Source organism: Sphingomonas sp. BL-S-30 (assembly GCF_055521475.1).
In genome coordinates this window covers 4,301,241-4,327,054 of the sequence record NZ_CM145481.1, presented here as the reverse complement: position 1 = coordinate 4,327,054, position 25,814 = coordinate 4,301,241, and the positions used below count along the sequence as shown (strand labels likewise).

Genomic DNA, 25,814 nt, shown 5'->3' with positions numbered 1-25,814 from the left:
CCCGGACCATCGTCAGCCGGTCCCGGCGGCTCTTTGACATGACTGGAATGTTGGACGGAATCTCGCATCCTAACAGCGGTAAATAGCGCTGTTTTGCCGCACTTTTTCCGCTGTTGTGGCCGTTCGGTTCATAACAGCGAAAACGCCGCTTTAGGGGCTGATCCTGTTCGGGAAAAAACCGGCCGAAATCCAACATAACAGCGGACGAAAAAAACGAGTCGGAAAAACGGCGAAATGTTGGAGGGTTCGGCGGGCCCTCAGCCCAGCGCCGGCAGGGTCACGACGAACCGGGCGCCGCCCGCCGCATTCTCGCCGCCGATCTCCCCGCCATGCGCTTCGACGATGGTGCGGCAGATCGGCAGGCCCATGCCCATGCCGTTCGCCTTGGTGGTGAAAAAGCTGTCGAACAGCCGGGCGGGGTCGGGCGGCAGGCCCGGGCCGCTATCCTCGACGGTCAGCGTCACCCGGCCGTCGGGCAGCGTGCCCGTCGCGAAGCGCAGCATGCGCTCCGGCACGCCTGCCTCGGCCATCGCCTGGACCGCGTTGACCGCGAGGTTGACGATGACCTGCTGCAACTGAGTCCGGTCGCCCGACACTGTGGCGAGGTCGGGCTGCAGGTTCAGCTCGATGCCCACGTCCTGCGCACGCAGCTCGTGCGCCAGGAAGGTGCGGACGTCCTCGACCAGCGCGTTGAGCGACAACGCGATGCGCTCTGGTTCGCGCCGCTCCGCCATCGCCCGCACCCGCGCGATGATCGATGCCGCGCGCCGCGCATCGGCGACCATGCGGCCGGCAAGCCCGCGCACCTCCTCCAGGTCGGGTTCGTCATTGGCCAGCCAGCGCAGGCTCGCCTCGCCGCTGGTGGTGATCGCGGCGAGGGGCTGGTTCACCTCATGCGCGATCGACGCGGTCAGCTCGCCGAGCATCGAGACGCGCGCGGCATGCGCGAACTCCGCCTGGAGCCGCTGCAGTGCGCCCTCCGCCTGCTTGCGCGCGGAGATGTCGACCACCCCGATCAGCAACACGCCGCGTCGCCGGTTCTCCTGCGACAGCGATACGGTGAACAGCACGTCGATCGGCATGCCGTCGAGGCGGAGCAATTGAGTCTCGGTGACGAGGTGCGGCTCGCGCGTCATGGTCGCGACCAGCGCGTCGATATAGGCGGGCTCGCTGTCGCGCGGCCAGAAGCGCGCCGCAGGCTGGCCGACCACGCTGTTCGCGTCGGTCGCGCCGAACAGTTCCAGCGCCTTGGTGTTGACGTCGGCGACGATCGCCTGCTCCATCGTCGCGCGCACGAAGTCGCGATTGGCGTGGAGATAGGCGCCCAGATCGGTCACGCCCTGGTCGCGCAGCGGGATCAGCATTGCGCCAACGCCGGTGAAGTCGACCTCCCAGAAAGCGACCGCCATCGCCTCGAACATGTTGCGATAGCGATATTCGCTGATCCGCAGCGCATCCTCGGCGGCCTTGCGCCGGGTGATGTCGCGGGCCGTTTCGATGATCCGCACCAGCGTGCCCGCCACGTCGCGCTCCGCGCTCCAGCGGATGTCGACCACCCGTTCCTCGCCGGTGGCGGTGGTCCGCACGACCTCGCCTTCCCAGCGCCCCTCGGCCAGCAGCCGCGCCTCCACCTCCTCAACCGGCAGGTCATGGCGCGATTTCAGCAGCATGTGAAGGTTGCGGCCCAAAGCGTCGACGCGGGGCCAGCCATACAGCTCCTCCGATGCCGCGTTCCAGGAGAGCACGCGCCCGCCCGCATCGCGCGTCACGACGCTCTCATGGATCAGATCGAGGATGTCGGCCGGTGCCCCCACCAGGCCCTTGTCGGCAAAGCGCGCTCAGGAGTCCAGCGCGCGCCGGATGCAGGAGACGAGATCGTCGGCTTCGAACGGCTTGCGCAGCAGGCAGAACAGCCCGGCCGCTTCGCCGCGCTCGTCGATCGATTTCTCGGTGCGCGCCGTGACCAGGATCACCGGCAGTGGCCGCACCCGCGCCCCGCCCAGCCGCGCGGCGAGGTCGAGACCGCTGATGCCCGGAAGCTGGAAATCGGTAACGAGGCAATCGGCCCGCTCGAGGGCGTCCGCCGCCAGGAACGCCTCGGCCGAGGCGAAGCCCGCGCCGTCATAGTTGAGCGACCGCATCAGCCCCACCAGCGCGGGACGCAGCGATTCGTCGTCCTCGACGATGGCGATCAGGGGTTTGCCGGGCACGCTATTCGATCCTTCCACTCGGGGAAGCTCGACACACCGCCATCCCTGCCGCCATCCCTGCCAGAGCGGGCGGGACCGCGCCATAATCCGATCGTATTACGGACCTAGGGCGCCTTCACGCCCAGCTTTTCCGCCATGCGCACCAGATCGGGGAGGGTGCGGGCGCCCATCTTGCGCATCGCCGCGCCGCGATGGATCTTCACCGTGACCTCGCTCAGGCCGAGCTCATAGGCGGCCTGTTTGTTCATTCGCCCGGCGGTGACCAATGCCATCACCTCGCGCTCGCGCGGCGACAGGGTGGCGTGGAGCGTCTTCAGCCCCGCATCGTCGCTTTGTGCCGCCCGGCGCGCGCTGTCCCGCTCGATCGCGATGGCGACCGCGTCGAGCATGTCCTGATCGCGGAACGGCTTGACCAGGAAGTCGATCGCGCCGGCCTTCATCGCGCGCACCGACATCGGGATGTCGCCATGCCCGCTCATCAGCACCGCCGGCAGGGTTATGCCCAGCTCGTCGAGCCGGTCCTGGAAATCGAGTCCGCTGATCCCGGGCAGGCGGACGTCGAGCACGAGGCAGCCGGGCACATCGTCGCGCGGGGCATCGAGGAACGCGGCAACCGAGCCATGGCCGCGCGCCTTGAGCCCAACCGACCGGAACAGGCTCTCCAGCGCACTGCGCAGCGACTCGTCGTCATCGACGATATGGATGATCGCGGTTTCCCCCATATCGGACGAATAGTGTGGCCCCATCGGAGCGGCAAGGCAGCTTTGGGGCGCTGCCGTCATACCAATGGTTGACTGGCCAGGAGCCTACCGGTCGACGAAATGAGGGTACGCAGCGATCCACCTCACTGAAAGGCTCTCCGATGTTCACTCGCCTCAAACTCTCGGCCGCGCTCACGCTCGGCATCCTCGGTTTCGCCGCGACGGCGCAGGCGCAGGCGCAGTCCGCGGACTCGGCGGTCAAGCCCACCATCGTGCTGGTACACGGCGCCTTTGCCGACTCCTCGAGCTGGAATGGTGTGATCGCGAAACTCATCCATGACGGCTACCGCGTCACGGCGGCTGACAACCAGTTGCGTAGCGTTCAAGGTGATGCCGCCGAGGTCTCGGCGATCCTGAACAGCATTACCGGGCCGGTGGTGCTGGTCGGCCATTCCTATGGTGGCACCGTGATCAGTGAGGCTGCCGCGGGTCACGCCAATGTGAAGGCGCTGGTCTATGTCGCGGCGTTCATGCCGGCAGCCGGCGAGACCAGCCTCGGTCTCAGCGGCAAGTTCCCGGGATCGACGCTGGGTGGCACGCTGGCGCCGCCGGTGCCGGTCGCTGACGGCAACCAGGACCTGTATATCAGCCAGGACAAGTTCCCGGCCCAGTTCGCAGCGGATGTGCCGCACGACCAGGCCGTTCTGATGGCCGCGACGCAACGTCCCGTCACCCAGGCTGCCTTGACCGAGCCGTCGAAAAACGCTGCCTGGCAGGCGATCCCGTCCTGGTCGATCTACGGCGCGGCCGATCTCAACATCCCCGCCGCGGCCCATGCCTTCATGGCCGAACGCGCCCATGTCCGGCGGGTCGTCGTGGTGCCGGGCGCTTCGCATGTCGTGATGATATCGCACCCGGCCGAAGTCGCGGCACTGATCGAGGATGCTGCCCTGGCGAAATAACGGGATCGGGCCGGACTGTCGGGCTGGCTAGTTCCCGCTCGACAGGTCGGCCCAGTCCTGGTTGGCGCGGCGGATCAGCCAGGCGTGGATCGCTTCCGCATCCTCGTTGCCCAGCACGTCGCCGAAGCTCGCCATGCCCTTTTCGCGCCGCTTGCCGTGCAGCACGATGTCGAGGAACTCGGCATGGGTGGCGGGGCTCATGCGGCGCAGGTCCTTGATGCCGCCACGCGCCTGTTCGGCATGGCAGGTCGCGCAATGCTGGGCATAGAGTTGCTCGCCGCGCGCGATGGTCTCGGGGCTCGCGGTCGTGTCGGCGGGTTTCACCAGCGCTGGGCCGGCGCCTGCCAGCGCCGGCAGCCTGGCGGTCCCGCCCAGCTTGAACACCAGCAGGCGCGGCGTCGAGAGCGGGAAGCCGAGCGACTTGGCGCTGGTCGAATGGGCCAGCCCGCCGCCCCAGCCGGCATTGACCGCCACATATTGCTCGCCGTCGAGCATATAGCTGATCGGCGCCGCGATCGGCACCTGCTGGACGGGTGTTTCCCACAGCTTCTTGCCGGTGTCGGCGCTGTAGGCAGCGAAGGTGCCGCCGACCGTGCCCTGGAAGACGAGGTTGCCCGCGGTCGCCAGCAGCCCGCCGCTGCCGCGCTGCGGATAGGGTACGCGCCAGCGTTCCTTCTGCGCGACCGGATCCCAGGCGGTCAGCCAGGTCTTGTTGTTCGCCGCCGCGTAATCGGCCGCCGCCTTGCGGGTCAGGTCATAACCGGTGGTCGAGATACCGAGCTGGCTCATATTGCCCGGCGACTGCTTGAACGCCGGGTTGAGCGAATAGGCCATGGACATCTCCGTGACCGGAAAATAGGCGAGGCCGGTCTGCGGGCTGTACGCCATCGGGTTCCAGTTATGCCCGCCGCCCGGGCCGGGCGTGACGATCACCGGAACCTCGCCATAATGCGCCTCCGGGTTCATGTTGGGCCGGCCAGTCGCCATGTCGATGCCGTTCGCCCAGTTCATCGCGACGAAGGGCTTGGCCGAGATCAGCTTCCCCGTCGCGCGGTCGAGCACGTAAAAGAAACCGTTCTTGGGGGCCTGCATCAGCACCTTGCGGACCTGGCCGCCGATGGTGAGGTCGGCGAGGATCATCGACTGGGTGGCGGTATAATCCCACTGTTCGCCGGGCGTGGTCTGATAGTGCCAGACATAATCGCCCGTATCGGCCTTCAGCGCGACGATCGAGGACAGGAACAGATTGTCGCCGCCGCCCGGGCTGCGATAGGCCTGCACCCAGGGGCCGCCATTGCCGACCCCGAGATAGACCAGGTCGAGATCGGGATCATAGACGATCGAATCCCACACCGTGCCGCCACCGCCGCGTTTCCACCATTCGCCGGTCCAGGTCTTCGCGGCCATGTCGAGGATCTTGTTGGGCTGTGGCTTGGACGGGTCGCCGGGCACGGTGTAGAAACGCCAGAGCTGTTTGCCTGTGTCGGCGTCATACGCCGTCACATAGCCGCGCGCCGCGCCCTCCGCCCCGGCATTGCCGATCAGGACCTTGCCGTCGAACACGCGCGGTGCGCCGGTGATGGTGTAGGGCCAGACCGGCTCGAAGGTGTTCACGCTCCACACCGGCTTGCCGGTGCGGGCATCGAGCGCGATTAGCCGCCCGTCGAGCGTGGCGAGGATGATCCTGCCATTCCACGCCGCGACGCCGCGCGTCACGATGTCGCAACAGGCGAGCTTGCCCGTGTCGCGATCGACCTTCGGGTCGAAGCGCCACAGCTCCCTGCCGGTCCTGGCGTCATAGGCGACGGTGACGTTCCACGGCTCGATATTGTAGAGCACGCCGCCGATCATCAGCGGCGACGCCTCGACGCCGCGATCGACCGGCAGGTCGGCATACCAGGCAAGTCCCAGCCCGGCGACGTTGCTGTCCCTGATCCGGTCGAGCGGGCTGAAGCGCTGCTCGTCATAGGTGCGCCCGGGTGCCATCCACTCGCCCGGCGTGCGATCAGCGGAAAGCAGGCGCGCCTGATCGACATTGGCGGGCTTGCCGCGCTGCGGGGCAGCCTGGCTCAATCCCTGGGCGGCGACCGCCGCGCAGCCGAATGCGAGCGCGATACGCCAGAAGGTCAATGCCATCCCCAATTCCCTCCTGTCGAACCGCGCACGGCCCTTTATCAGCCTGTATGATATTTGGACGAGTCCGGCCGGTCAACGAGCCGCCCGTCCGGATCGGCGAGCAGCCGCCGGTGCAGCGCCACCAGTTCGTGCCGGCTGCCGACGCCCAGTTTGCCATAAGCGCGCCGGCGATAGGTGATGATCGTGGCGAGCGAGAGCTGCCTGGCCTGGGCGATCCGCTCCTGCGTCTCGCCCAGGATCATCGCGGCGGCGACCTCGGCCTCGCGCGTGCTCAGCCCGCATTCGAGCGCGAGCAGGGTCTCGACCAGGGCCCCCTCGTTGAGCAGATGCCCCGCCGAGGCGTCGGCGCGGAGATGCTGTTTGAGCGTCGCGATCAGCAGCCCGGCATAGCGTTCCAGCCGCGTGACGTCGCTGGTCGAAAAGGGTGTGCTGGCCACGGTGCGATAGCCATTGGCGATGAAGCCGGGCTGTCCGGGCCAGAGGATCGACAGGCGCTCGATCACGCCCGCGCGGTCGTAACAGGCGGCTCGATAGTCCGGGTCGGCGATCTCGGCGGCGCGGCGGCGCACGATCACCGGCACCCGGCCCCGGCTGCGCGCCAGCCGCGTCAATTGCGCATCGGAGCGCCAATAGCCGCGCGCATAGTCACGCGAGGCCTTGAGCGGGAAATCCGGCAGCGGCGAACGCTCGCCCTCGGCAAAGATCAGTCGCACGCCTTCGCGATCGCGCCGGAATACCGAGCAGAGCTCGACCCCGGCCAGCACGCGCATCGCCGCAAGGAAACGCGCCGGGAAGGCGCCGCTGCCGATCGCCGCGACCAGATCGGCCAGCGCGTCCGCCGTCGCGCGCTCGTCCGGCTCGCCCCGCCCGCGCCACCGGGCGCCGGCTTCCGGACCGCTGGGGTGAGCGAGCGTCGCCATCATGCCTCGAGCAGCGCCTTGCGCCGGCTCCAGTCGATCACGGCGTCGATGCAGCGCGCGAGCAAATCGGGCTGGCCGAGATAATAGTGCGTGGCACCTTCGAGCCGGAGATATTCCTTGTCGGGCGTCGCCAGCGCCGCGAAGATCGCCGGGTTGTGCGTCGACGGCACTGCTTCGTCGGCGGTGTTCTCGATCAGCAGCACCGGCGTCTTATGGATCTTCGCGGCATTGAGCGGACCCTTGGCGTTCGACTTGTCATAGCTCCACTGGCTCAGCCAGGAGCGAAGCGTGGTGTAGCGCGCCAGCCCGACCGGGCCGACATTCACCGCGAGCGGATCGCCCATATAGGTCCAGTTGGGCCGCCGGTCCGACGGATCGACCGTCGGATCGAGCCAGCGCACGTCACACATCGTGCGGTGCACGACGAAAGCGCGCTCCTGCTCGGCGGTGCCCAAGGCCTTCAGGCGGGCCAGCTGGCTTTCGGCCCAACTGGTGATCCGCCGGTTGCGCGCGCGCTGCGCCTCGCGGAAGCGCGCGACGAACTCGGGCGTATAAGGCGGCTGATGGGGGCAATCCGGCGAGTAGATGTCGAATTCCGGATCGCGGTGGTCGGGATCGAGCTCGTCGGTTACCGACGGGTCGAGCCATTCAGTCAGGGTTTCCGCGCGCGAGAGATGCGCGGCGATGAAGATCACGCCGTCGGCCGGCTGGAGGCCGGCGGAGATCAGGTCGACCGGATCCCCCGCCGGCGTGTGCGTGATGCTCGGGCTTTCGGCCTGGGCCTGGTAGAACAGCGACAGCGACCCGCCGCCCGACCAGCCGAGCAGCACGACCTTGTCATAACCGAGCGCGGTGCGCGCATGCGCGATCCATTTGCCGAGATCGATCGCCACCTTTTCCTGGATCAGCGCGCTGTCGTTGCGCGGATAGCGGCTGGCCGCGCAGAGCACGTCGAGTCCGGCATCGGCCAGCGCGATCGGCATCGGCAAAAGGTGCAGCACCGAAGTGGGGTGCATGAAGACATAGACGGTGCGCGATGTGGAGTCGGGGCTGCGCATCAGCTGCCCCTCCAGGTTCACATGCCCCGAATTTCCGGCAAAGCCATAGGTCTCGTTGAATTTCGGATTATCCGGGAAGGACAGGATCAACGGGGTGCGCGTCCACGCGGCTCGGCTTCCGCTCGATGGCACCACCGCGCTCACGCCGTCGTCACCGGGCTGTCGGCGAGCGGCACGCGCGTCGCGTCGTAGCGGAACAGCCATTCATAGCGGTCGACCACCTTGTCGGCGGCCCATTGCTCGTCGACATAGATTTGCGCGCCTGCCGGGTCGGCGAGCGTCGGATTGTGGAAGCGCTCGGTATTGGCATAGGCGCCCTGCACCGCGCGCGTGGTGCGCGGGATGCGTGCCTGCTGGTACCGGTCGAGCGCTTCGTCGATGGTGTCGAATTCCTCGAACGCGCGCGCCAGGATGCAGGCGTCCTCCAGCGCCATCACCGCGCCCTGCGCCAGGAACGGCAGCGAGGGGTGGCAGGCGTCGCCCAGTAGCGCGATGCGGCCCTTGACCCATTGCTGCATCGGTGGCCGCGCGATCAGCGCCCATTTGAAGGGCTGGGGGATCGCCGCGATATAGGCGTGCACATCGGCATGCCAGCCCGGATAATCGTCATGATATTCCTGGTTGGTACCGGGGGTCGACCAGGATTCGATCGTCCAGTCCTGCCGCTCGATCACGCTGGTGAAGTTGATCAGCTCGCCGCGCCGGATGGGGTAGTGGATGACATGGCCGCCCGGCCCGACCCAGTTGGTGCCGATCGGCCGGGTCAGCCGCTCGGGCAGCAATTCGGCGGGGATGACGCCGCGCCAGGCGACGATGCCGGTGAACTTGGCCGGACCCGATCCGAACAACAACTCGCGCATCTTCGAATGCACGCCGTCCGCGCCGATGACCACGTCGAAACTGGCTGAAGGCTTGCCGTCAAAGGCGATCGTCACCCGGCCGTCATTGCGGTCGACGCTGGTGAAGCGATGGTCGAGATGGATCGATCCCGGCGCTGCCTGCTCCACCGCCTTGACCAGGATCTGGTGCAGGTCATTGCGATGGATGGTGATGTAGGGGAAGCCGTAACGCGCCTGCGATTCGACGCCCAGGTCGAAGAGCTTCCAGGTGTCGCCCGTGTTCCAGAGGCGGATTTCCTTGCCCTCGGGCTCGAAGCAGACCTGGCGAATCTCGCGTTCGAGCCCAAGCTCGAACAGCACGCGCACGCCGTTGGGACTGATCTGCAGGCCGGCCCCCACTTCCTGCAACTGGCTGGCCTGTTCGTAGATCGAAACCTCGTGGCCCTTGCGCAGCAGTGCGAGCGCCGCGGTCAATCCGCCAATGCCGCCGCCAACGATTCCGATCCCCGTGCTCTTAGTCAAAACGGATACCCCTTAGTTTTTATGCGCACTCGATATTTCTGACGAATGGCATTCGTCAATAACAGATGTGGCGAAAACCGGCCCTTTCTGTCGTCGTGCTGCTCATGGTGATGGGAAAACGGTCGTGTCGCGTTCAGAGCGCGATCGCGATCGCCTTGGTTTCGGTATAGGCGTCGATGCCCTCGCGCCCATTCTCGCGCCCCCAGCCCGATTGCTTGAAGCCCCCGAATGGTAGCGCCGGATCCAGCCCGCCGCCGTTAACGCGCACCGTGCCCGCCTTGAGCTTGCGCGCGAGCCGGTGCGCGGCGGACAGATTGTTGGTCCAGATCACCGCGCCCAGGCCATAGTCGGTCGCATTGGCGTCGGCGGCGATGCGGTCGAGATCCTCGTCGCCGAACGACATCGCGCAGAGTACCGGCCCGAAAATCTCCTCATGACGCACCGCCATGGCCGGTTCGGTGCCGGTAAGGATGGTCGGCGAGACGAAATAGCCGTCGCCGCCGACCTCGCGTCCTCCCGCGCGCAGGGTTGCGCCGGCATCGACGCCCTGGCGCACATAGCCGCGCACCCGGTCGCGCTGCGCCTGGGAGATGACGGGTCCCATCTGCGTGTCGGTGTCGAGCCCCGACCCGATCTTCATCGAGTCGGCAATCCGCGCCACGCCCTCGACCACTTCGTCGAAATGCCGCTCATGGATGAACAGTCGGGAGCCCGCGTTGCAGACCTGGCCCGCATTGGTGAAGATCGACCGTGCCGCGCCCTCCACCGCGCGGGCGGCATCGGCGTCGGGCAGCACGATCACTGGTGTCTTCCCGCCCAGTTCCAGTGTCACGCGCTTGAAGTTGCCGCCCGCGGCGCGAAGGATCAGCCTGCCGACTTCCGTCGATCCAGTGAAGGTCACCTTGTCCACCCCCGGATGCGCGGTCAGCGCCGCGCCGGCGGTCTCGCCGAAGCCGGTGAGCAGGTTGAACACACCGTCCGGGAAGCCGATCTCGGCGACCAGATGCGCCAGACGCAGTGCGGTCAGCGGCGTCTCTTCCGCCGGCTTGAGGATCACCGCGCAGCCCGCCGCGAGCGCCGGTGCGATCTTCGATGCGGCCATGGCCAGCGGCGCGTTCCACGGCACGATCTGCGCCACCACGCCGACCGGCTCGCGCACGGTATAGGCATGCCAGGTACCGGGACCGGAGAGCGAGATCGACTCGCCGTTGAGCTTGGTCGCCCAGCCGGCATTGTAGCGCAGCACCTCGATCGCGTGCGGAATGTGGAAGAAGCGCGCGTCACGCACCGGCATGCCGTTGTCGAGCGTCTCGAGCGCGGCGAACTCGTCGATATTCGCCTCCAGCGCGTCGGCGAGGCGATTGATCAGCCGCGCGCGGACCGCTGGCTTCATCTCGGTCCATTCGGGATTTTCCATCGCGCGCCGCGCGGCGGCGACCGCCGCATCGGCGTCCGCCTCGCGCGCCTCGGCGATATCGGCAAGGCGCGCGCCGGTCGCCGGGTCGTGCGTCTCGAAACGCCCGCCGTCGAGCGGTTCGACCCACTGCCCGCCAATGAACAGCTGATGCCGGCTCGCGGCAAAGGCCCGTGCCTTGTCCAGCGCAGGCACAAGCGGTCGATCCAGTATTGCGGCACCCGTCATCGTAGAAACCTCTCCCAGAGCCACCCGGATTCGTGGTCCGAGCCGGCGTCGCGACATGCATCATAACCAACGGCATTATATCTTGTCGAACGCTATTTGTCATGTCACAACGCTGTTCAACAAATTGCCGGGGGCATGGATGCCGGAAATCGGATTGGAATCGGTGGCAGTTGCGGCGAAACAGCGACGCTGAGATGCAACAGGAATTCGACTATATCATCGTTGGCGCCGGCTCGGCCGGTTGCGTGCTCGCCAACAGGCTGAGCGAAGACGGCCGGGTGTCGGTGCTGCTGATCGAAGCGGGCGGCAAGGACGACAGCTGGCTGTTCCGCATGCCGCTCGGCTTCATGATGACCGCGGCTAACCCGACCTATGACTGGGGCTATGCGAGCGAGCCCGACGCCAAGCTGGCGGGCCGCTCGCTGCCAGTCCCGCGTGGCCGGGTCCATGGCGGGTCGTCCTCGGTGAACGGCATGATCTACATGCGTGGCCACTCGAGCGACTATGACGGCTGGCGCCAGATGGGCGCCGCCGGCTGGAGCTATGCCGATGTGCTCCCCTATTTCCGGCGGATGGAGTCGAGCTGGCGCGGGGCAGGGCGTTATCATGGCGATAGCGGGCCGCTCGCCGTCACGCCGGTCGATGGCAGGCATCTGCTCGGCGACCCGATCCGCCGGTCAGTGGTGGCCGCCGGGCACGAGGAAAGCGCCGATCTAAGCGGCGCGCGGCAGGAAGGGTTTTCGGCATGCGAAGTGACGGTCGACCGCCGCGGCCGCCGCGCCAGCACGGCCGCCGCCTATCTGCGCCCTGCGCTCGCGCGGCCCAATCTGACGATATTGTCGGGCACGCAGGTGACCCGGGTACTGATCGAGCATGGCCGAGCGGTCGGCGTCGAATATCGGCAGGGAACGGCGCCGGCGCAGGTGCGCACGCGCAAGGAAGTGGTGCTGAGCGGCGGGGCCTATAATTCGCCCCAGCTGCTGATGCTCTCCGGCATCGGGCCGGCCGCGCAGCTGGCGCGGCACGGCATCCCCGTGCTGGTCGACGCGCCGGGTGTCGGCCGCGACCTTTCCGAACATCCCCTGGTCTATATGACCTTCGCCGCACGCGAGCCGAGAAGCTTCCTGAACGCGCTGCGCTTCGATCGTGCCGCGCTGTCGGTGCTGCGCTGGGCGATGACCGGCAAGGGCGCCTTTGCCAGCCAGATCACCAGCGGCGTGCTGATGCTGCGCACCCGGCCCGAGCTCGAACGGCCCGACATCCAGCTCGTCTTCCTGCCCGTCAGGCTCGATGCGAAGCTGTGGTATCCGTTCGGCAAGCGGCAGTCGCACGTGCTCTCGGTGATGGTGATGCAGCTCCATCCCGAGAGCCGCGGCACGGTCGACCTGCGCTCGGCCGATCCGCTCGACAAGCCGCGCATCGACCTCAACCTGCTCTCGACGCCGACCGATTTCGCCGACATCCGCGGCGGCATCGCCGCGGTGCGTCGCATCTTCGCGCAACCGCCGCTCAGCGATATGGTCGAGGCCGAGATCGCGCCGGGGAGTCAGGCGGACCTCGACGATTTCATCCGCAACAATCTGAAGATCACCCAGCATCCGACGGGCACCTGCCGCATGGGCGAGGATCCGGCGGCGGTGGTCGACAGCCATCTCCGGGTGAAGGGCGTATCGGGCCTGCGCGTGGTCGACGCTTCCGTAATGCCGAGCGTGCCCGGCGCCAATATCAACGCGGCCGTGATCATGGTCGCCGAGCGCGCGTCCGATCTGATCCGCGGCATCGCGCCGCTGTCGCCCGAGGCCTGAGCCTCGGAGACTCAGCCCTGACGCCTGGTGACGACGTCGAGCAGAAGGCGGGAGGCGGTCACCGAAGCGGGCCAGGACGCGTAGAAGGCGAGGTGAAGCAGCGCCTCACCCAGTTCCTCCTGCGTGACCCCATTGTCGAGCGCCAGGCCCAGATGTGCCTCGAGCTGCTGGTGCCGATTGGCGGTCATCAGCGCCGCCACGGTGAGCAAGGACCGGTCGCGCTTGGACAGGCCCTCGCGCTCCCAGACCTCGCCGTACAGGACACGGTCGGTCATCTCGACGAACGCCGGCACAACGCTGGCGAGTTCGCTGCCCTTGGCGGCGCTGGGTCGTTCCACCGCGTCTATTCCTTGTCGCGCGAATAATTGCCCATGCCGGGCTTGAACGTCTTTTCGTCGAGGAACTGAGTCAGCCCCTTTTCGCGCCCGCGTTCGGGATCGACGAAATGAGTCTGGTCGCCCTTGGCGGTGAGATATTCGGCCGCCTGTTCCCAGTTCATCTCGCGGGCATATTTATAGGCCATGCGCGCCTGGCGCAGCACCGTCGGGTTCTTGCCCAGCAGGTTGCGGGCCAGCTCGCGGGTGCGCTCCTTCAGTTCGGCCCCGGGCACCGCCTGGTTGACCAGGCCGAGCTCGGCGGCACGACGCCCGTCGAACTTCTCGCCGGTCATGACGTAATACAGCGCCTCGCGGTCGCCCATCAGGGTCGAGATCGCCTTGGAGACGACGCCGCCGGGGATGATACCCCAGTTGATCTCCGACAGGCCGAACACCGCGTCCTCGTCGCTGATGGCGAGATCGCAGCAGATCAGCGGCGTGAAGGCGCCGCCGAAGCACCAGCCATTGACCATCGCGATGGTCGGCTTGGCGTAGTACATCAGGGTGCGCCACTGCCAGGCGCGCGTTTCGCGATAGGCGCGGTGGCGTTCGACGTCCGACACCTTGTCGGTGGCGCGGAAGAAATCCTTCAGGTCCATGCCGGCCGAAAAGGCCTCGCCGCTGCCGGTGAGCACGATCACGCCGCAGCGATCGTCGATCTCCAGCGCGTCGAACACGGCGTTCATCTCGCGCGCCAGGCCGACGCTCATCGCGTTGCGCTTGTCGGGCCGGTTGAGATGGACCCAGGCGATTCCGTCCTCGAATTCGACCAGCACGTCCTTGCCGCCTGGGATCGGCCTCGTGTCGCTATCCTGCATCGTCATGTCCATTTCGTTCCTCAGCCTTCATGCACCGGTGACGATCAGCGCGTCGAGCGCGATCGCGCCCTCGCCTTCCGCCATCACCATCAGCGGATTAATGTCGATTTCCTCGATCTTCAGCCCGGCGCGCATCGCCGCGCCGACCTTGACCACCACATCGGCGACGGCATCGACGTCGCGCGCCGGCCGGCCGCGAAAGGCGCCGAGCATCTTGGCGCCGCGCAGGCCGCGGATGCGCTCGACCGCCCGCGCGTGCGAGATGTCGGCGGGCAGCAGCTCGGCGGCATCGAGCGCTTCGATCAGCACGCCGCCCAGCCCGACCATCACGGACGGTCCCCATTGGGGGTGATTGCGCGCGCCGACGACCAGTTCGAGCCCCGGCGCCGACATCTGTTCGACCAGCACACCGTCGAGAGCGACGCTGCCGAGATTGCCCATCAGCAGGTCCCAGCCGGCGCGAAGCTGCTCCTCATCGGTCAAGCCCAGGATCACCCCGCCTGCGTCGCTCTTGTGGCTGAGCGCCACGGCCTGCGCTTTGAGCACGACCGGAAAACCGATCCGCGCTGTGATGCCGATCGCGTCTTCCAGCGTGGCGGCAAGCCCGCCCTCGGGCGTCCGCACGCCGATTTGCCGGAGGAATTCCTTGCCGGCATATTCGGGCTTCACGCCGGCTTCCGCCCAGCCCGACAGGCCGGTCGCGGCGGGCGCCCGGTCGCCGACCTCGGCCAGCGCCGCGGCATAGCGACCCACTGCCGCGAAGGCGCGCATCGCGCGCTCGGGCGATCGGAACAAGGGTGTCTCGCTGTCGCGCATCGCCGCGACGAAGTCGGGGTCGAGCGGTGAATCGTCGCCGGTGATCGCCACGGCAAGCGGCTTGGTCGCGGCCAATGCCTCGGGAATGATCGCTCCGGCCTTGGCGCGTTGCTGCGAGGGGCCGCCGCCCGCCATCGGCAGCAGCACCCCGCCGACCGCCGGATCGGCGAGCATCGCCGCGGTCGACAGGCCGAAAATGTCCGCCTTGGCGAAGCCGGTGGTACCGACGTCGAGCGGATTGTCGATCTCCATGCCCGCCGGCAACAGCGCAGCGAGCCGTTCGCGCGTGACGTCGGCGATATCGGCGATCGGCAGTCCGATCGCCTCGGCGAAGTCGAAGGCCATGCCGCGGATCGCGCCCGAATTGGTCACCACGCCCAGCGCACCCGGCGGCGGGGCGGGGAAGCGGTGGAGGATCGCGACGGCATCGAACAGCTCATCCATCGTGGCGACGGTGACCACTGCCTCGTTCTCGACCGAGGTCTGCATCAGCGCATAGTCGCCGACCATCGATCCGGTATGCGATTGTGCCGCTTCCTGTCCGCGCTTGCTGCGCCCCGGATGCATCATCACGACCGGAATGCCGGCATCGCGCGCCTTGCGCACGGCGGAAAGGAACGCGGCGGGATCGCGGATCTGCTCGACATAGAGCGCGATCGCGCTGGCCTGCCGCTCGGCGACGATGAGGTCGATCAGGTCGCTGGCGCGGACGACCGCCTCATTGCCCGTCGCCACCTGCAGGGCGACCGCAATGCCCCGGCCCTGCATGGCGGCGCGAATGCCCGACGCGGTGGCGCCGCTCTGCGCGATGACGGCCACGCTGCGGCGCTTGCCCATCGGTTGGGGATGGACCGGCTCGAAGGTCAGCGCCGCGCCGCCGACATAATTCGCATAGCCCATGCAATTGGGTCCGAGCAGCGCCATGCCCGCCGCGTGGCAGATCGCGGCGATCTCGTCCTGTTCACGCCGCCCGTCCTCGCTGCCCTCGGCGAAGCCGGACGCGAAGACGATCACGCCGCCGACGCCGCGCCGCGCGGCTGCTTCCACCGCCGGGAGGATCGCCGCGCGCGGCACGTTCAACACGAGCGCGTCGACGCCGTGGGGCAGATCGTCGACCGACCGCACGCAGCGGCGTCCATCGATCTCGTCGCGGGTCGGGCTGATGAGGTGGATCTCGCCGGCAAAGCCGAAACGCTCGCAATTGGCCAGGATCACGCCGCCCATCGTCGCCGGATCGGGCGAGGCGCCCGCGATGGCGATCGAGCGGGGGCGCAGCAGCCGCGCCAGCCCCGCCGCGCCGTCGCGGGCCGGATCGACCGGCCGGTCGGCTACCGACACGCTGCCATCATCGAATGGATCCCTTTGCGGCAAACCTGTCCTCCCCGGCGCGGCCGAGAATTCGGCTCGCGGCCAATTTGGCGCTCGGCGGCGTCAGGTCCAATGCCAATTTTAGCGGCTTACGATAGGATCACGATATGAGTCTCATCCAGGTAATCCGATACTTCCACGGTATTGGGCGTTCCCCGATAAGGAATTAGACGGCGGGCGTCCGGCCGCTGTAGATATAAGCCATGGTGCGAACGACTTGCCGGCAACACGGGGAGCGAATCGCGTGAGGAGAGCCGATGTACGGGCGTGACGATCTGAGGACCAGCCTCGTTCCTTTGGCAAAGGCGCCGGCACCGACCAGCTTCAAACAGGCAAGTTATGCCCGTTTCTACGCAGAGCCGCCCCGGGAACGATCCGACCTGGCCGAGACCTGGTATGCGCGCGGGCAGACGATGATCGTCGCCTATAGCGAGGCGAAGGCAGGCGCGACCTTCAGCCGGACCGACCAGCCCGACGAATATGCCATCGTCCTGCCCGACGACGATGCCGAGATCGAGATCAGCATCGACGAAGGCACTGAAGTGGCGAGGGGCCGCAGCGTCGTGTTCGTGCCGGCCGGGGCCAGCGCGGTCACCGTGCTGAAGGGCGGCCGGGTGCTCCGGCTGTTCACCACCCGGTCCACCGACCTGGTCGATCTGTGCTCCAACGCGGGCGATTATGCCGTGGCCGATCCCAACGTGCCGCCGCTCCAGGCCTGGCCCGAGCCGGTCGGCGGGCGCAAGGTCCGGGTCTATCCGGGCGATGTCGCGCCGGAACAGGGGCGGTTCGGGCGGATCTATCGCGGCCAGAATATCATGGTGAATTTCGGCGACGGGCGCGTGGGGCCGCGCGCGGCGGACAATCTCTCGCCGCATCATCATGACGATTTCGAGCAATATTCGATCGCGCTCGACGGCGACTATATCCACCATCTGCGCTGGCCCTGGATCAGCGATTCGACCAAGTGGCTGGAGGACGATCACGAGCGCTGCGCCGCCCCGTCGGTCGCGGTGATCCCGCCTCCTTCCACCCATACCTCGCAGGGCATCGCGCCGGGGCTGAACCGGCTGCTCGACGCCTTTTGCCCCCCGCGCATGGATTTTTCGGCCAAACCCGGCTGGGTGCTCAACGCGGCCGATTATCCGATGCCCGAGCACGGAGACCTCCAGTCCAAGGAAGACGCACAATGAGCGACCGGATCTCCGAGCTGTTGAAGGGCGCGATCGACCTTCATTGCCATAGCGGGCCTTCGGTGATGCCGCGCCGGCTGAACCATGTCGAGGCGATCAAGGAGGGAGAGGCAGCCGGGCTGCGCGCGATCCTGTTCAAGGACCATTATTATTCGGTCACGCCGGTCGCCGCTTTGCTCGACGAGATCATGCCGGGCAAGGTCAAGCTGCTCACCGGCGTGCCGTGCAACAACACGACCGGCGGCCTCAACCCCTATGCGGTGGAGCATGGCTTCAAGCTGGGTGCGCGGCTGGTATGGATGCCGACCTTCTCGGCCGCGAACCATATCCGCCATTCGCATCGCCGGCAGTTCCTGCCGACCAAGGAGAAGATGCTCGACCCGACCATGCTCACCGTGGTCGACGAGCGCGGCAAGCTGAAGGACGAAGTGAAGCTGATCCTCGACCAGATCGCCGACTATGACGCTGTGCTGTCGGCCGGGCACCTCCATATCAGCGAGATCTGGCCGTTGTTCGCCGAGGCCAAGGCGCGCGGCGTCACCCGCCTGCTGGTCAACCATCCGACCTTCCTGATCGACTGCAGTACCACGGACATGGCCGAACTGGCGAAGATGGGGGCCTATCTCGAACATAGCTGCTGCATGTGGGCGGGCGTCCAGGGCAGGAACTACACCAAGGACAGCCTCAAGATGTGCATCGAGGCGGGCGGCGTGCCCAATACGATCATCGGATCGGACCTGGGCCAGGTGGGCAATCCCACCCCGGTCGAGGGGCTGCGCTACGTGATCCAGATGCTGATCGATCTGGATTATGACGACGCCGCCATCCGCCTGCTGATCGGCGGCAACGCGGCGAAGCTGGTCGGGCTCGAGGATATCGAGACCGCCGACGTCGCGCCCTCGCACGAGACGGTGTCGGCCTGATGGCGCGGGACTATCATCTGCTGATCGACGGCGCGCTGGTCCCCGGCGCGTCCAGCTTCGACGTGATCAATCCCGCCACGGCGGCGCCCTTCGCGCAATGCCCCAAGGCGGATGCGACCCTGATGGAAGCCGCCGTGGCGGCGGCAAAACGGGCCTTTCCCGGCTGGGCGGCGACGCCGATCGGGGAGCGCGCCGCGCTGGTCGAGGCGCTCGCCGGCGCGCTCGAGGCGCGCGTCGCCGAATTCGCCGCCCTGCTCACCGCGGAACAGGGCAAGCCGCTCGACCAGGCGACCAAGGAAATCCTCGGCGGCGTATTCGTGCTGCGCGCCTTTGCCGGCATGCGGATCGAGCCGCGCGTGCTGCGCGATCAGGGCGGCAATCTCATCACCGAGCATCGCACGCCGCTGGGCGTGGTCGCCGCGATCACGCCGTGGAACTTCCCGCTGATGCTGCTGGTCAACAAGGTCGGACCGGCGCTCGTCGCGGGCAACACCATGATATGCAAGCCGGCACCGACCACGCCGCTCACCACCTGCCTGTTCGGCGAGCTCTGCCAGGCGATCCTGCCGCCCGGCGTGGTCAACATCCTCTGCGACGAGAACGAACTCGGCCCGGCGCTGACCGCGCATCCCGATATCGCCAAGATCGCCTTCACCGGGTCGACCGCCACGGGCAAGAAAGTGCTGGCGGCGGCCTCGGGCACGCTCAAGCGGGTCACGCTGGAACTGGGCGGCAACGACGCGGCGATCGTGCTCGACGATGTCGACGCGATTCAGGTCGCCGGCAAGGTGTTCGAAGGCGCGATGCGCAATGCCGGGCAGATTTGCGTGGCGATCAAGCGTGCCTATGTGCCCGAGCCGCTCTACGACGAATTTTGCGGCGAACTTGCCCGGCTGGCGGACGAGATGGTGATCGACGACGGCGCCAATCAGGGCGCGCAGATCGGGCCGGTGCAGAACCGGCTCCAGTACGAGAAGGTCTCGGCGCTGATCGAGGACAGCCGTACGCGCGGCACGGTGATCGCCGGCGGCGAGCCGCTCGACCGGCCGGGCTATTTCATCCGGCCGACGATCGTGCGCGACATCGACGACGATGCGCCACTGGTCCGTGACGAGCAGTTCGGGCCGGTGCTGCCGGTGCTCAAATATGACGACCTGGACTCGCTGATCGAGCGGGTGAACGGAACCGATTACGGGCTCGGTGGCACGGTGTGGGGCACCGACCTTGCCCGCGCGACCCAAGTGGCGCAGCGCGTCACGTCGGGCACGGTGTGGATCAACCAGCTGATGGCAATCGATCCGCGCATTCCGTTTCGCGGCCTGAAACAGTCCGGCATGGGCACCGAGATGGGCCAGGAAGGCTTGGAGGAATATACCCAGGCGCAGGTCATCAACGCCGTGCCGCTCGCCGCAGCTTGACCCTCCTGCCGGGATTTCCGGGTGCGATGCCATGGCGGCGCAATAGTCGGGCGGACAGGCCAATTGAATCGAACGGCGGCGTTGTTCAAAATGTCATGAGGGCCACTGACATTTTGGCCGAACGTTGTACAAGTTCCCGTACAATGTTCGGCGCCTGTACCCCGGTCTTCGCCGGCGAACGGGTCAGAAGAAGTAGAAGCGCAACGCGGCGTCGGACATGAGGCGCCGGTCGCGTGCGTCGGGGACGATGCGGTAGAAGGTGGCGAGCGTGTCCGCGAACGACACACGGTCCTCCGCGCCGACGAAGGGCGCGTCGCTGCCCCAGAACAGGAGCTCGGGTCCAGCCTCCGCCAATAGCCGCCGCGCATAACCTTCCAGCCGGTCGGCGGGCAGGCGGAAGCCGGCCGATATCTTCACCCGGGTGCGGCCGATCGCGACCGAGCGCAGCAGCGCGGTAAAGCCCGGGCCTTCCATCTCGCCTTCGCTGCGGAGCAGACCGAAATGATCGACCACGACCGGCACCGGATGGTCGGCCAGCGCGGGCAGCATCTGCGACAGCTGTTCGCCCCCGAGATTGAGCTCGAGGTGCATCCCCGCATCCGCCAAACGGGTGACGAAGCGGCGGAAACCATATCCCTTCACATCGGGCAGCGGCGCGCTCAGCGGAATCTGGAACCGTACCCCGCTCACCCCTTGCACCTTCAGCGCCGACAGCTCGGCCGCGCCGGTGCCGGGATCGAGCATCACGGTCGCGCGCAGCCTTTTGTGCCGGGCCAGCGCGGCGAGGCTATAGTCGTTATAGTCGCCGAACAGGCTCGCCGCCGTGATCACCCCGAACGAGATGCCGTGCGCATCGAGATCGGCCAGATAGGCATCGACCGGATAATCATAATCGGGCCGAGTCCAGGCCGTGTCGGTGAACGGCATCGCCCGCGTGAAGACATGGGCGTGGGCGTCGATGACGGGCGGTTCGGGCGCCGGCTGCCTGGGGGACGCGCTCACCGCGCGGGGCGGCCAGCGAACAACCGGCGGCCGTTGGTCTCCAGCATCTTCTCGCGTTCGGCGTCGGTCAGCAGCCAGGTCGCCGCGAGGGCCTGCTCGACCATCTCGAGATAGGTCGTCTTGGTATTGCCGAAGTCCGACCCCCACATCACCCGGTCAGCGCCATAGGTATCGACCAGCAGCCGAACGAACTCGGCCGAATCGATCCCGGTTTCAGCGAAGCGGTTGACGTTGATCTGCGTGAATTTGAAATGGACGTTCGGCACGTCGACCAGCTCGAGATGCTCGGGCCCGATCGTGCCCTTCACGCCGCCTTCCACCCCGGGCCATCCGCAATGATCGAGCGCGATCACCGTGTCGGGAAAGCGCCGCGCCAGCGCGATGATCCGCCGCAGCGCGGCGTGCGACGGCTTGCCCGGCGCGTACATCACGATCATGCGAAGGCCGAGCGACGCGGCCACTTCCCAGGTCTCGATCGCCGCGGGCGAATCGAGCCACGGGTAATTGCCCGCCTCGTCGGGATAGCCGAACAGCCTGAGGCCGCTGACATTGTGGCGCGTCGCGAGCAGGCGCAGCTGTTCGGGCGTGCCGGGTGCCGCGGCGTTGAGGATCAGCACCGCGGAGACGCGGTCGTGATGCGCATCGGCCACGGCCAGGGTGTAGCTGTTGTCGGTCTTGTAGACGGTGTTGTACTGCACCGCCGCGCCGCCGGTGACGCCGCATTCGTCCCACAGGGCCAGCACGCGCTCGGCCGTCGCCGGATCGCTTTCCAGCCGCTTGAGCATGGCCTCGCTGCCTTCGCGCGCGCCGGTCAGGTCGACCGGATAGCGGGTCGTGTCGCTGGTGAAGAAATGGGCATGGGTATCGAACAGTTTAAAGTGCGGGCTCGGCATCAAGGGCTCCTGGCGAGAAAGTATCGGCGGACCGTGGCCTGCGCGCCATGGCGCGATTGGCGAAATGCATCGCGACAACCGGGATCACCGCGATCGCCGAGAAGACGAAATAGGTGTCCATCCGGGTGAGGCCGGCGCTCAGCAGGAACCCGCCGATGATCGGCCCGACGATCGCGCCGATCCGCCCGAACCCCACCATGAAGCCGACCCCGGCATTCTGGATGCGCGGCGGATACATCACCACCGCGACCAGGAAGAGCCCGGTATAGGCTCCCACCACGAAGAAGGTCGTGATGCCCGCCGTCGCGAGCAGCGGAATCGGGTCGGGCGGCTGGATCCCGAAAATCACCAGGGTGATCGCCGCCATGCCGAAGAAGATCACGGTCAGCCTGCCTTCGCCGACGCGGCGGCCGAACACGCCCATGGCGAGATGCCCCATCGCGCCGCACGCGCCGGTGATGATGCCGCTGGCCGCCGCCAGCGTCGGGGTCAGCCCGGCATTGGCGAGGATCGTCGGTTTCCAGTTGAGCAGGAAATAGCCGACGATCGCATAAGTAAGCGAGGCGACCCAGAACAGAATGGTCTGGGTACGCATCTCGGGCAGCAGCATTGTGCGCACCGCGGCACCGCGATCCCTCGTCTTCGCCGGCTTGGGCGGCATCGCGGTGAGCTCGGCGATCCGCATGCGGCGGTGAATCCGATTGAGCCAGGCCAGGTCGCCCCGGGCCTGGCGGCGGAGCAGGAACTCGCGCGATTCGCCGAGCAGGAACAGGCTGACCAGGAAAGTCACGACGTTGAGCGCGCCGGCGAAGAAGAAGATCGGGCGCCATCCCCCGGTTTCCTGAAGCACCAGGGCGGCAATGCCGCTGCCCAGCATCATGCCCAGGGTGAAGCCGAGATGAACCAGGGCCATCGCGATGTTGCGCGCCTTCTCGCTCGCATTCTCGGCGGCGGTGGTATTGAGGCAGACGACCAGGGTGCCGAGTCCGATCCCGGTGACGAAGCGCAGGAGCAGCAGCTGCCAGATGGTCGCGCTGATGCCGGTGAGCAGCAGCATCGCCGCCAGCGTGCCGAGCGCGCCCAGCATGATCGGACGCCGCCCGATCCGGTCGGCGAAGGGGGCGACGACGAACGCACCGATCACCAGCCCGACGGCGACCGCGCTGAACATGGTGCCCAGTACCGCCGGATCGACATGCCAGTCCTTCGACAGCACCGGCGCGGCGACCGAGAGCGACACCACGTCGAACCCGTCCGCCACGTTGGTGAGACAGCACAGGATCACGATCGCCCATTGATACGGGCTCATCCGGTCGGGGGCTTCCGCCATCCTGTCCTGATCATTGGCAGCCAATGTCGCTCTCCTGTCCCGCGCATTCCGGGCTTTGCGTCCCGCCATCCCATGCGCTTATATCTAATGACGTTCGTCAATAACCGATTTTTTGAGTGTCGCCTAGCGGGATCTGCGGCTTGCGCCACCCCGCAGCCCCAGCTCAATAGGCGTCGATTTCCTTCAGCGCCTCGGCGGCGAGCGCCCAGCTTTCGACGCCGCCCGCGACGCCGATATAGAGCGTGGTCTGGAGCAGCACCTCGCGGATTTCCTCTTTGGTCGCGCCGTTGACGACCGCGCATTTGACCAGGCGCTTGAGCGGGGTGTGGCGGTTGAGCGCGGCGCAGATCGCCATGGTGACGAGGCTCCGTTCACGCAGCGTCAGGCCGGGGCGAGTCCAGGTTTCGCCGAAACACGCCGAGGTGACGTAATTTTCCAGCGGCTCGTGGAAATCGTCCGCCGCGTCGAGGCGCTCGATGCTGGCATCGCCAAACAGCTGCCGGCGCAGCTCGCGGCCGGCCTGGAATGCGGGGTCGTCGGTCTTGAGAGTCATGAGCCTGTCCTTGCGTTGAGATGGTGTCGAAATGCCGCGCCCAGCCACTGCATCTCGTCGCGCGCCGGCTGGGAGAAACGAACGGCGCGCAGGAAGCCGTGGCACATGCCCGGGGCGATTCGCTCCTCGACGGCGATGCCGGCGTCGCGCAACCGCGCCGCATAGTCGCCTCCCTCGGCCAGCAGCGCGTCGTGCTCGGCACCGAGCAGGATCGCGGGCGCCAGGCCCGAAAGATCGTCGAGATGCAGCGGCGCGGGCAAGGGTTCCCGGCTGCGCGCGTCGCAGGCGCGATAGGTCGCGATCATCGACTCGATGACCGGGCGCGCCAGGGCGGGGTCGCGTGCCGCCGCATAGGCCGGACGGTCCGGATGGAGATCGTACAGGCCATAGCAGAGCAGCTGGCAGGCCAGGGTCGGGTCGCCGCGATCGCGCGCCAGCACGGCAAGCTGCGTGGCGAGGAAGGCGCCGGCGCTGTCACCCGCGACCGCGATCCGCGCTGCGTCGATCCCGAGGGTGTCGGCCAGGCGGAAAGCCCAGCGCAGCACGGCGTGACATTGCTCGATCGTCTCGCGCGGCGTTGCCTCGGGCAGGCGGGCATAATGGACGCTGATAACCGTCGCCCCCGTCGCGTCGGCAAGGGCGCTCGCGAGGCAGTCATAGCTTTCGATGCTGCCGGTGGTGAAGCCGCCGCCATGAAAATAGAGAATGGCCGGACTCAGCCCTTCGCCCGTCGGGCGATAAAGCCGGACGGGCGTCTCCATGCCGCGATCGACGACATAGCTGTTCGATACCGTCATGCCCGCAGGGCGGGGCCAAGCGATGCGGTGCGCGTCGCGATCGGCGATCAGGCGCGCCGTTTCGAGCGGCGGCGGCGGGCCGGCCGGCCGGCGTACGGCGGCGAGATACTCGGCCAGTCCTTCGGCAAGCAGGGGGCCGTCAGTCACGATCAGCCCGGGACGCGCATCGCGGGCGATGCGGAGCCGCCGACCTGCGTCACGCTGCGATCCAGGCTGCCCTTCACCTACTCTCCTGTCGTGGCCTGCGCCGGCCTCTGCTATCAACGCTTGGCTTATACCGGTTGCGGTGCCATGCTGAATGGCGTTTGTAAATAGCAACTGAAGGCGGAGGGACGAGGCGTTGTTCAACAGCATGGTGAAGCAGAAGCTGGAGGCCGGCGAGACGGTGTTCGGCAGTTTCTTCAAGGTCGATTCGCCGCAGCTCGCGGAGCTGTTCGGCCTTGCCGGTTTCGACTTCCTGATCGTCGATGCCGAGCATGGCTGCTTCACCCATGGGCAGATCGAGAATCTGATCCGCACCTGCGAACGGATGGGCATGAGCAGCGTGATTCGCACCCCCGACGCCGAGGAAGCAAACATCCTGCACGTGCTCGACAGTGGCGCGAGCGGCATCCAGGTACCCTCGCTGAAGAGCGCCGCGGAGGTCCGCGAGGTGATCCGCAAGGCCAAATACTGGCCGCTCGGCGAGCGTGGTTCGGCGCGCGCGTGCCGCGCGGCGGGCTATGGCACCGTCGCCGATTACGAGCAGCGCGCCAATCGCGAGACGCTGGTCAGCGTGCATGTCGAGAACAAGGAAATGGTCGAGGATATCGAGGCGCTGTGCGCCGTCGACGAACTCGACGTGCTGTTCATCGGACCGGGCGACCTCAGCGCGTCGCTGGGCCATCCCGGCAATGCCGGCCATCCCGATGTGGTCGCGGCGATCGACCGGGTGATCGAGGTCGCGGCGGGGCGCAAGCATATCGGGACGGTGGTCGGCAATGCGGCCCAGCTCGAATCCTATGTCGCGCGCGGCGTGCACTATATCGCCTGGCTGTCGGACCTGGGCATGCTGCGCGGGGCATTGAGCGCCGCGGCGGGCAACTTCGCCCGTTATCGCGCGTCGGGAGAGACGAAATGAAGAGACCCTCGGGCGGCCGCGGCCGCGAACTGGCCGGCGTCGCGCCACTGCTCGACGAACTTACCCAGGACATCCTGTACGACAAGGTCTGGGAGCGTAGCGAACTTTCCCCGCGCGATCGCAGCCTGATCACGGTGACGTGCCTGATCGCGCTCAACCGGGAGCAGGCGCAGGGCCATATGGAGCTCGGGCTGGAGAACGGCCTTACCGTGGAGGAACTGGGCGAGGCGATCGCCCATATCGCCTTTTATGCCGGCTGGCCGGTGGCGGTGAGCGCGGCGCGCAAGCTGAAGAACATCGTCGATGCGAAGGGGAAGGAATAGCGGGGATGGGCTATCGCCAGGCTCCCCTCTTTTTTGCTCCCCGGCGAAGGCCGGGGCCCAGTTGGGAAGGCCTCAGTGACAGCACGCGCGC

Annotated in this window: 23 protein-coding genes; 7 read left to right on the top strand and 16 right to left on the bottom strand. The window is 67.2% G+C overall.

Going from position 1 to position 25,814, the window contains the following annotated elements:
* Positions 1–257: 257 nt before the first annotated feature.
* From ACZ1I5_RS20200 to ACZ1I5_RS20190, 3 genes are all read right to left on the bottom strand, one after another.
* Positions 258–1,814, bottom strand: a complete 1,557-nt coding sequence (locus tag ACZ1I5_RS20200; RefSeq protein WP_465171024.1) for a PAS domain-containing sensor histidine kinase — start codon at positions 1,812–1,814, stop codon at positions 258–260.
* A 24-nt stretch (positions 1,815–1,838) separates the two neighbouring features.
* On the bottom strand, positions 1,839–2,210 hold the full coding sequence (locus tag ACZ1I5_RS20195; RefSeq protein WP_465171023.1) for a response regulator transcription factor: 372 nt from the start codon (positions 2,208–2,210) through the stop codon (positions 1,839–1,841).
* A 104-nt stretch (positions 2,211–2,314) separates the two neighbouring features.
* Entirely contained in the window at positions 2,315–2,932 is a 618-nt protein-coding gene (locus tag ACZ1I5_RS20190) for a response regulator transcription factor (protein WP_465171022.1), read from the bottom strand.
* A 140-nt stretch (positions 2,933–3,072) separates the two neighbouring features.
* Here ACZ1I5_RS20190 and ACZ1I5_RS20185 point away from each other — a divergent pair, with 140 nt between their 5' ends.
* Complete coding sequence (locus ACZ1I5_RS20185) at positions 3,073–3,873, top strand: alpha/beta fold hydrolase (protein ID WP_465171021.1); 801 nt, start codon at positions 3,073–3,075, stop codon at positions 3,871–3,873.
* Between the two features lie 27 nt (positions 3,874–3,900).
* Here ACZ1I5_RS20185 and ACZ1I5_RS20180 read toward each other — a convergent pair whose 3' ends face one another.
* The 5 genes from ACZ1I5_RS20180 to ACZ1I5_RS20160 all read right to left on the bottom strand — a co-directional run bounded on the left by ACZ1I5_RS20180 (position 3,901) and on the right by ACZ1I5_RS20160 (position 10,990).
* Positions 3,901–6,009 (bottom strand): PQQ-dependent dehydrogenase, methanol/ethanol family, encoded by a 2,109-nt coding sequence (locus tag ACZ1I5_RS20180; protein WP_465171020.1) that lies wholly within the window; start codon positions 6,007–6,009, stop codon positions 3,901–3,903.
* Positions 6,010–6,047: 38 nt separating this feature from the next.
* Positions 6,048–6,929, bottom strand: a complete 882-nt coding sequence (locus tag ACZ1I5_RS20175) for a helix-turn-helix transcriptional regulator (RefSeq protein ID WP_465171018.1) — start codon at positions 6,927–6,929, stop codon at positions 6,048–6,050.
* Positions 6,929–8,191 carry an alpha/beta hydrolase gene (locus ACZ1I5_RS20170; protein WP_465171017.1) on the bottom strand — a complete coding sequence of 421 codons (1,263 nt, stop codon included), beginning with the start codon at positions 8,189–8,191 and terminating at the stop codon, positions 6,929–6,931. Before ACZ1I5_RS20170 ends, ACZ1I5_RS20175 begins: the two co-directional genes overlap by 1 nt.
* Positions 8,128–9,348: an FAD-dependent monooxygenase gene (locus tag ACZ1I5_RS20165; RefSeq protein WP_465171016.1), complete on the bottom strand. Its 1,221-nt coding sequence runs from the start codon at positions 9,346–9,348 to the stop codon at positions 8,128–8,130. Before ACZ1I5_RS20165 ends, ACZ1I5_RS20170 begins: the two co-directional genes overlap by 64 nt.
* Positions 9,349–9,481: 133 nt before the next feature.
* Entirely contained in the window at positions 9,482–10,990 is a 1,509-nt protein-coding gene (locus ACZ1I5_RS20160) for an aldehyde dehydrogenase family protein (RefSeq protein ID WP_465171015.1), read from the bottom strand.
* A 194-nt stretch (positions 10,991–11,184) separates the two neighbouring features.
* Here ACZ1I5_RS20160 and ACZ1I5_RS20155 point away from each other — a divergent pair, with 194 nt between their 5' ends.
* Positions 11,185–12,795: a GMC family oxidoreductase gene (locus tag ACZ1I5_RS20155; protein WP_465171014.1), complete on the top strand. Its 1,611-nt coding sequence runs from the start codon at positions 11,185–11,187 to the stop codon at positions 12,793–12,795.
* Positions 12,796–12,806: 11 nt separating this feature from the next.
* On the opposite strand, the gene ACZ1I5_RS20150 is transcribed toward ACZ1I5_RS20155, so the two are convergent.
* From ACZ1I5_RS20150 to ACZ1I5_RS20140, 3 genes are read right to left on the bottom strand one after another with little or no spacing between them, the layout of a single operon-like run.
* Complete coding sequence (locus ACZ1I5_RS20150; protein ID WP_465171013.1) at positions 12,807–13,133, bottom strand: carboxymuconolactone decarboxylase family protein; 327 nt, start codon at positions 13,131–13,133, stop codon at positions 12,807–12,809.
* Positions 13,134–13,138: 5 nt separating this feature from the next.
* Positions 13,139–13,996, bottom strand: a complete 858-nt coding sequence (locus ACZ1I5_RS20145) for a p-hydroxycinnamoyl CoA hydratase/lyase (protein WP_465171012.1) — start codon at positions 13,994–13,996, stop codon at positions 13,139–13,141.
* A gap of 21 nt (positions 13,997–14,017) precedes the next feature.
* Positions 14,018–16,144 (bottom strand): acetate--CoA ligase family protein, encoded by a 2,127-nt coding sequence (locus ACZ1I5_RS20140; RefSeq protein ID WP_465171011.1) that lies wholly within the window; start codon positions 16,142–16,144, stop codon positions 14,018–14,020.
* A gap of 287 nt (positions 16,145–16,431) precedes the next feature.
* Here ACZ1I5_RS20140 and ACZ1I5_RS20135 point away from each other — a divergent pair, with 287 nt between their 5' ends.
* From ACZ1I5_RS20135 to ACZ1I5_RS20125, 3 genes are read left to right on the top strand one after another with little or no spacing between them, the layout of a single operon-like run.
* The gene (locus tag ACZ1I5_RS20135; protein WP_465171010.1) at positions 16,432–17,364 is read left to right on the top strand and encodes a cupin domain-containing protein; all 933 of its coding nucleotides are present in this window, start codon (positions 16,432–16,434) and stop codon (positions 17,362–17,364) included.
* The gene (locus ACZ1I5_RS20130; RefSeq protein WP_465171009.1) at positions 17,361–18,287 is read left to right on the top strand and encodes a DUF6282 family protein; all 927 of its coding nucleotides are present in this window, start codon (positions 17,361–17,363) and stop codon (positions 18,285–18,287) included. Before ACZ1I5_RS20135 ends, ACZ1I5_RS20130 begins: the two co-directional genes overlap by 4 nt.
* Positions 18,287–19,705, top strand: coding sequence for an aldehyde dehydrogenase family protein (locus ACZ1I5_RS20125; RefSeq protein ID WP_465171008.1), 1,419 nt, complete (start codon positions 18,287–18,289; stop codon positions 19,703–19,705). The genes ACZ1I5_RS20130 and ACZ1I5_RS20125 overlap by 1 nt, the downstream gene beginning before the upstream one ends.
* Before the next feature lie 183 nt (positions 19,706–19,888).
* Here ACZ1I5_RS20125 and ACZ1I5_RS20120 read toward each other — a convergent pair whose 3' ends face one another.
* The 5 genes from ACZ1I5_RS20120 to ACZ1I5_RS20100 form a co-directional block, all read right to left on the bottom strand.
* Positions 19,889–20,707, bottom strand: coding sequence for an amidohydrolase family protein (locus ACZ1I5_RS20120; protein ID WP_465171007.1), 819 nt, complete (start codon positions 20,705–20,707; stop codon positions 19,889–19,891).
* The gene (locus ACZ1I5_RS20115; RefSeq protein ID WP_465171006.1) at positions 20,704–21,600 is read right to left on the bottom strand and encodes an amidohydrolase family protein; all 897 of its coding nucleotides are present in this window, start codon (positions 21,598–21,600) and stop codon (positions 20,704–20,706) included. The genes ACZ1I5_RS20120 and ACZ1I5_RS20115 overlap by 4 nt, the downstream gene beginning before the upstream one ends.
* Positions 21,581–22,954 carry an MFS transporter gene (locus ACZ1I5_RS20110; protein ID WP_465171005.1) on the bottom strand — a complete coding sequence of 458 codons (1,374 nt, stop codon included), beginning with the start codon at positions 22,952–22,954 and terminating at the stop codon, positions 21,581–21,583. Before ACZ1I5_RS20110 ends, ACZ1I5_RS20115 begins: the two co-directional genes overlap by 20 nt.
* A gap of 139 nt (positions 22,955–23,093) precedes the next feature.
* Entirely contained in the window at positions 23,094–23,483 is a 390-nt protein-coding gene (locus tag ACZ1I5_RS20105) for a carboxymuconolactone decarboxylase family protein (RefSeq protein ID WP_465171004.1), read from the bottom strand.
* Complete coding sequence (locus ACZ1I5_RS20100) at positions 23,480–24,427, bottom strand: alpha/beta hydrolase (RefSeq protein WP_465171003.1); 948 nt, start codon at positions 24,425–24,427, stop codon at positions 23,480–23,482. The genes ACZ1I5_RS20105 and ACZ1I5_RS20100 overlap by 4 nt, the downstream gene beginning before the upstream one ends.
* A 193-nt stretch (positions 24,428–24,620) precedes the next feature.
* Here ACZ1I5_RS20100 and ACZ1I5_RS20095 point away from each other — a divergent pair, with 193 nt between their 5' ends.
* A complete protein-coding gene (locus tag ACZ1I5_RS20095; RefSeq protein ID WP_465171002.1) occupies positions 24,621–25,400 on the top strand; it encodes an HpcH/HpaI aldolase family protein in 780 nt (259 codons plus the stop codon).
* Positions 25,397–25,723 (top strand): carboxymuconolactone decarboxylase family protein, encoded by a 327-nt coding sequence (locus tag ACZ1I5_RS20090; protein WP_465171001.1) that lies wholly within the window; start codon positions 25,397–25,399, stop codon positions 25,721–25,723. Before ACZ1I5_RS20095 ends, ACZ1I5_RS20090 begins: the two co-directional genes overlap by 4 nt.
* Positions 25,724–25,814: the final 91 nt, after the last annotated feature.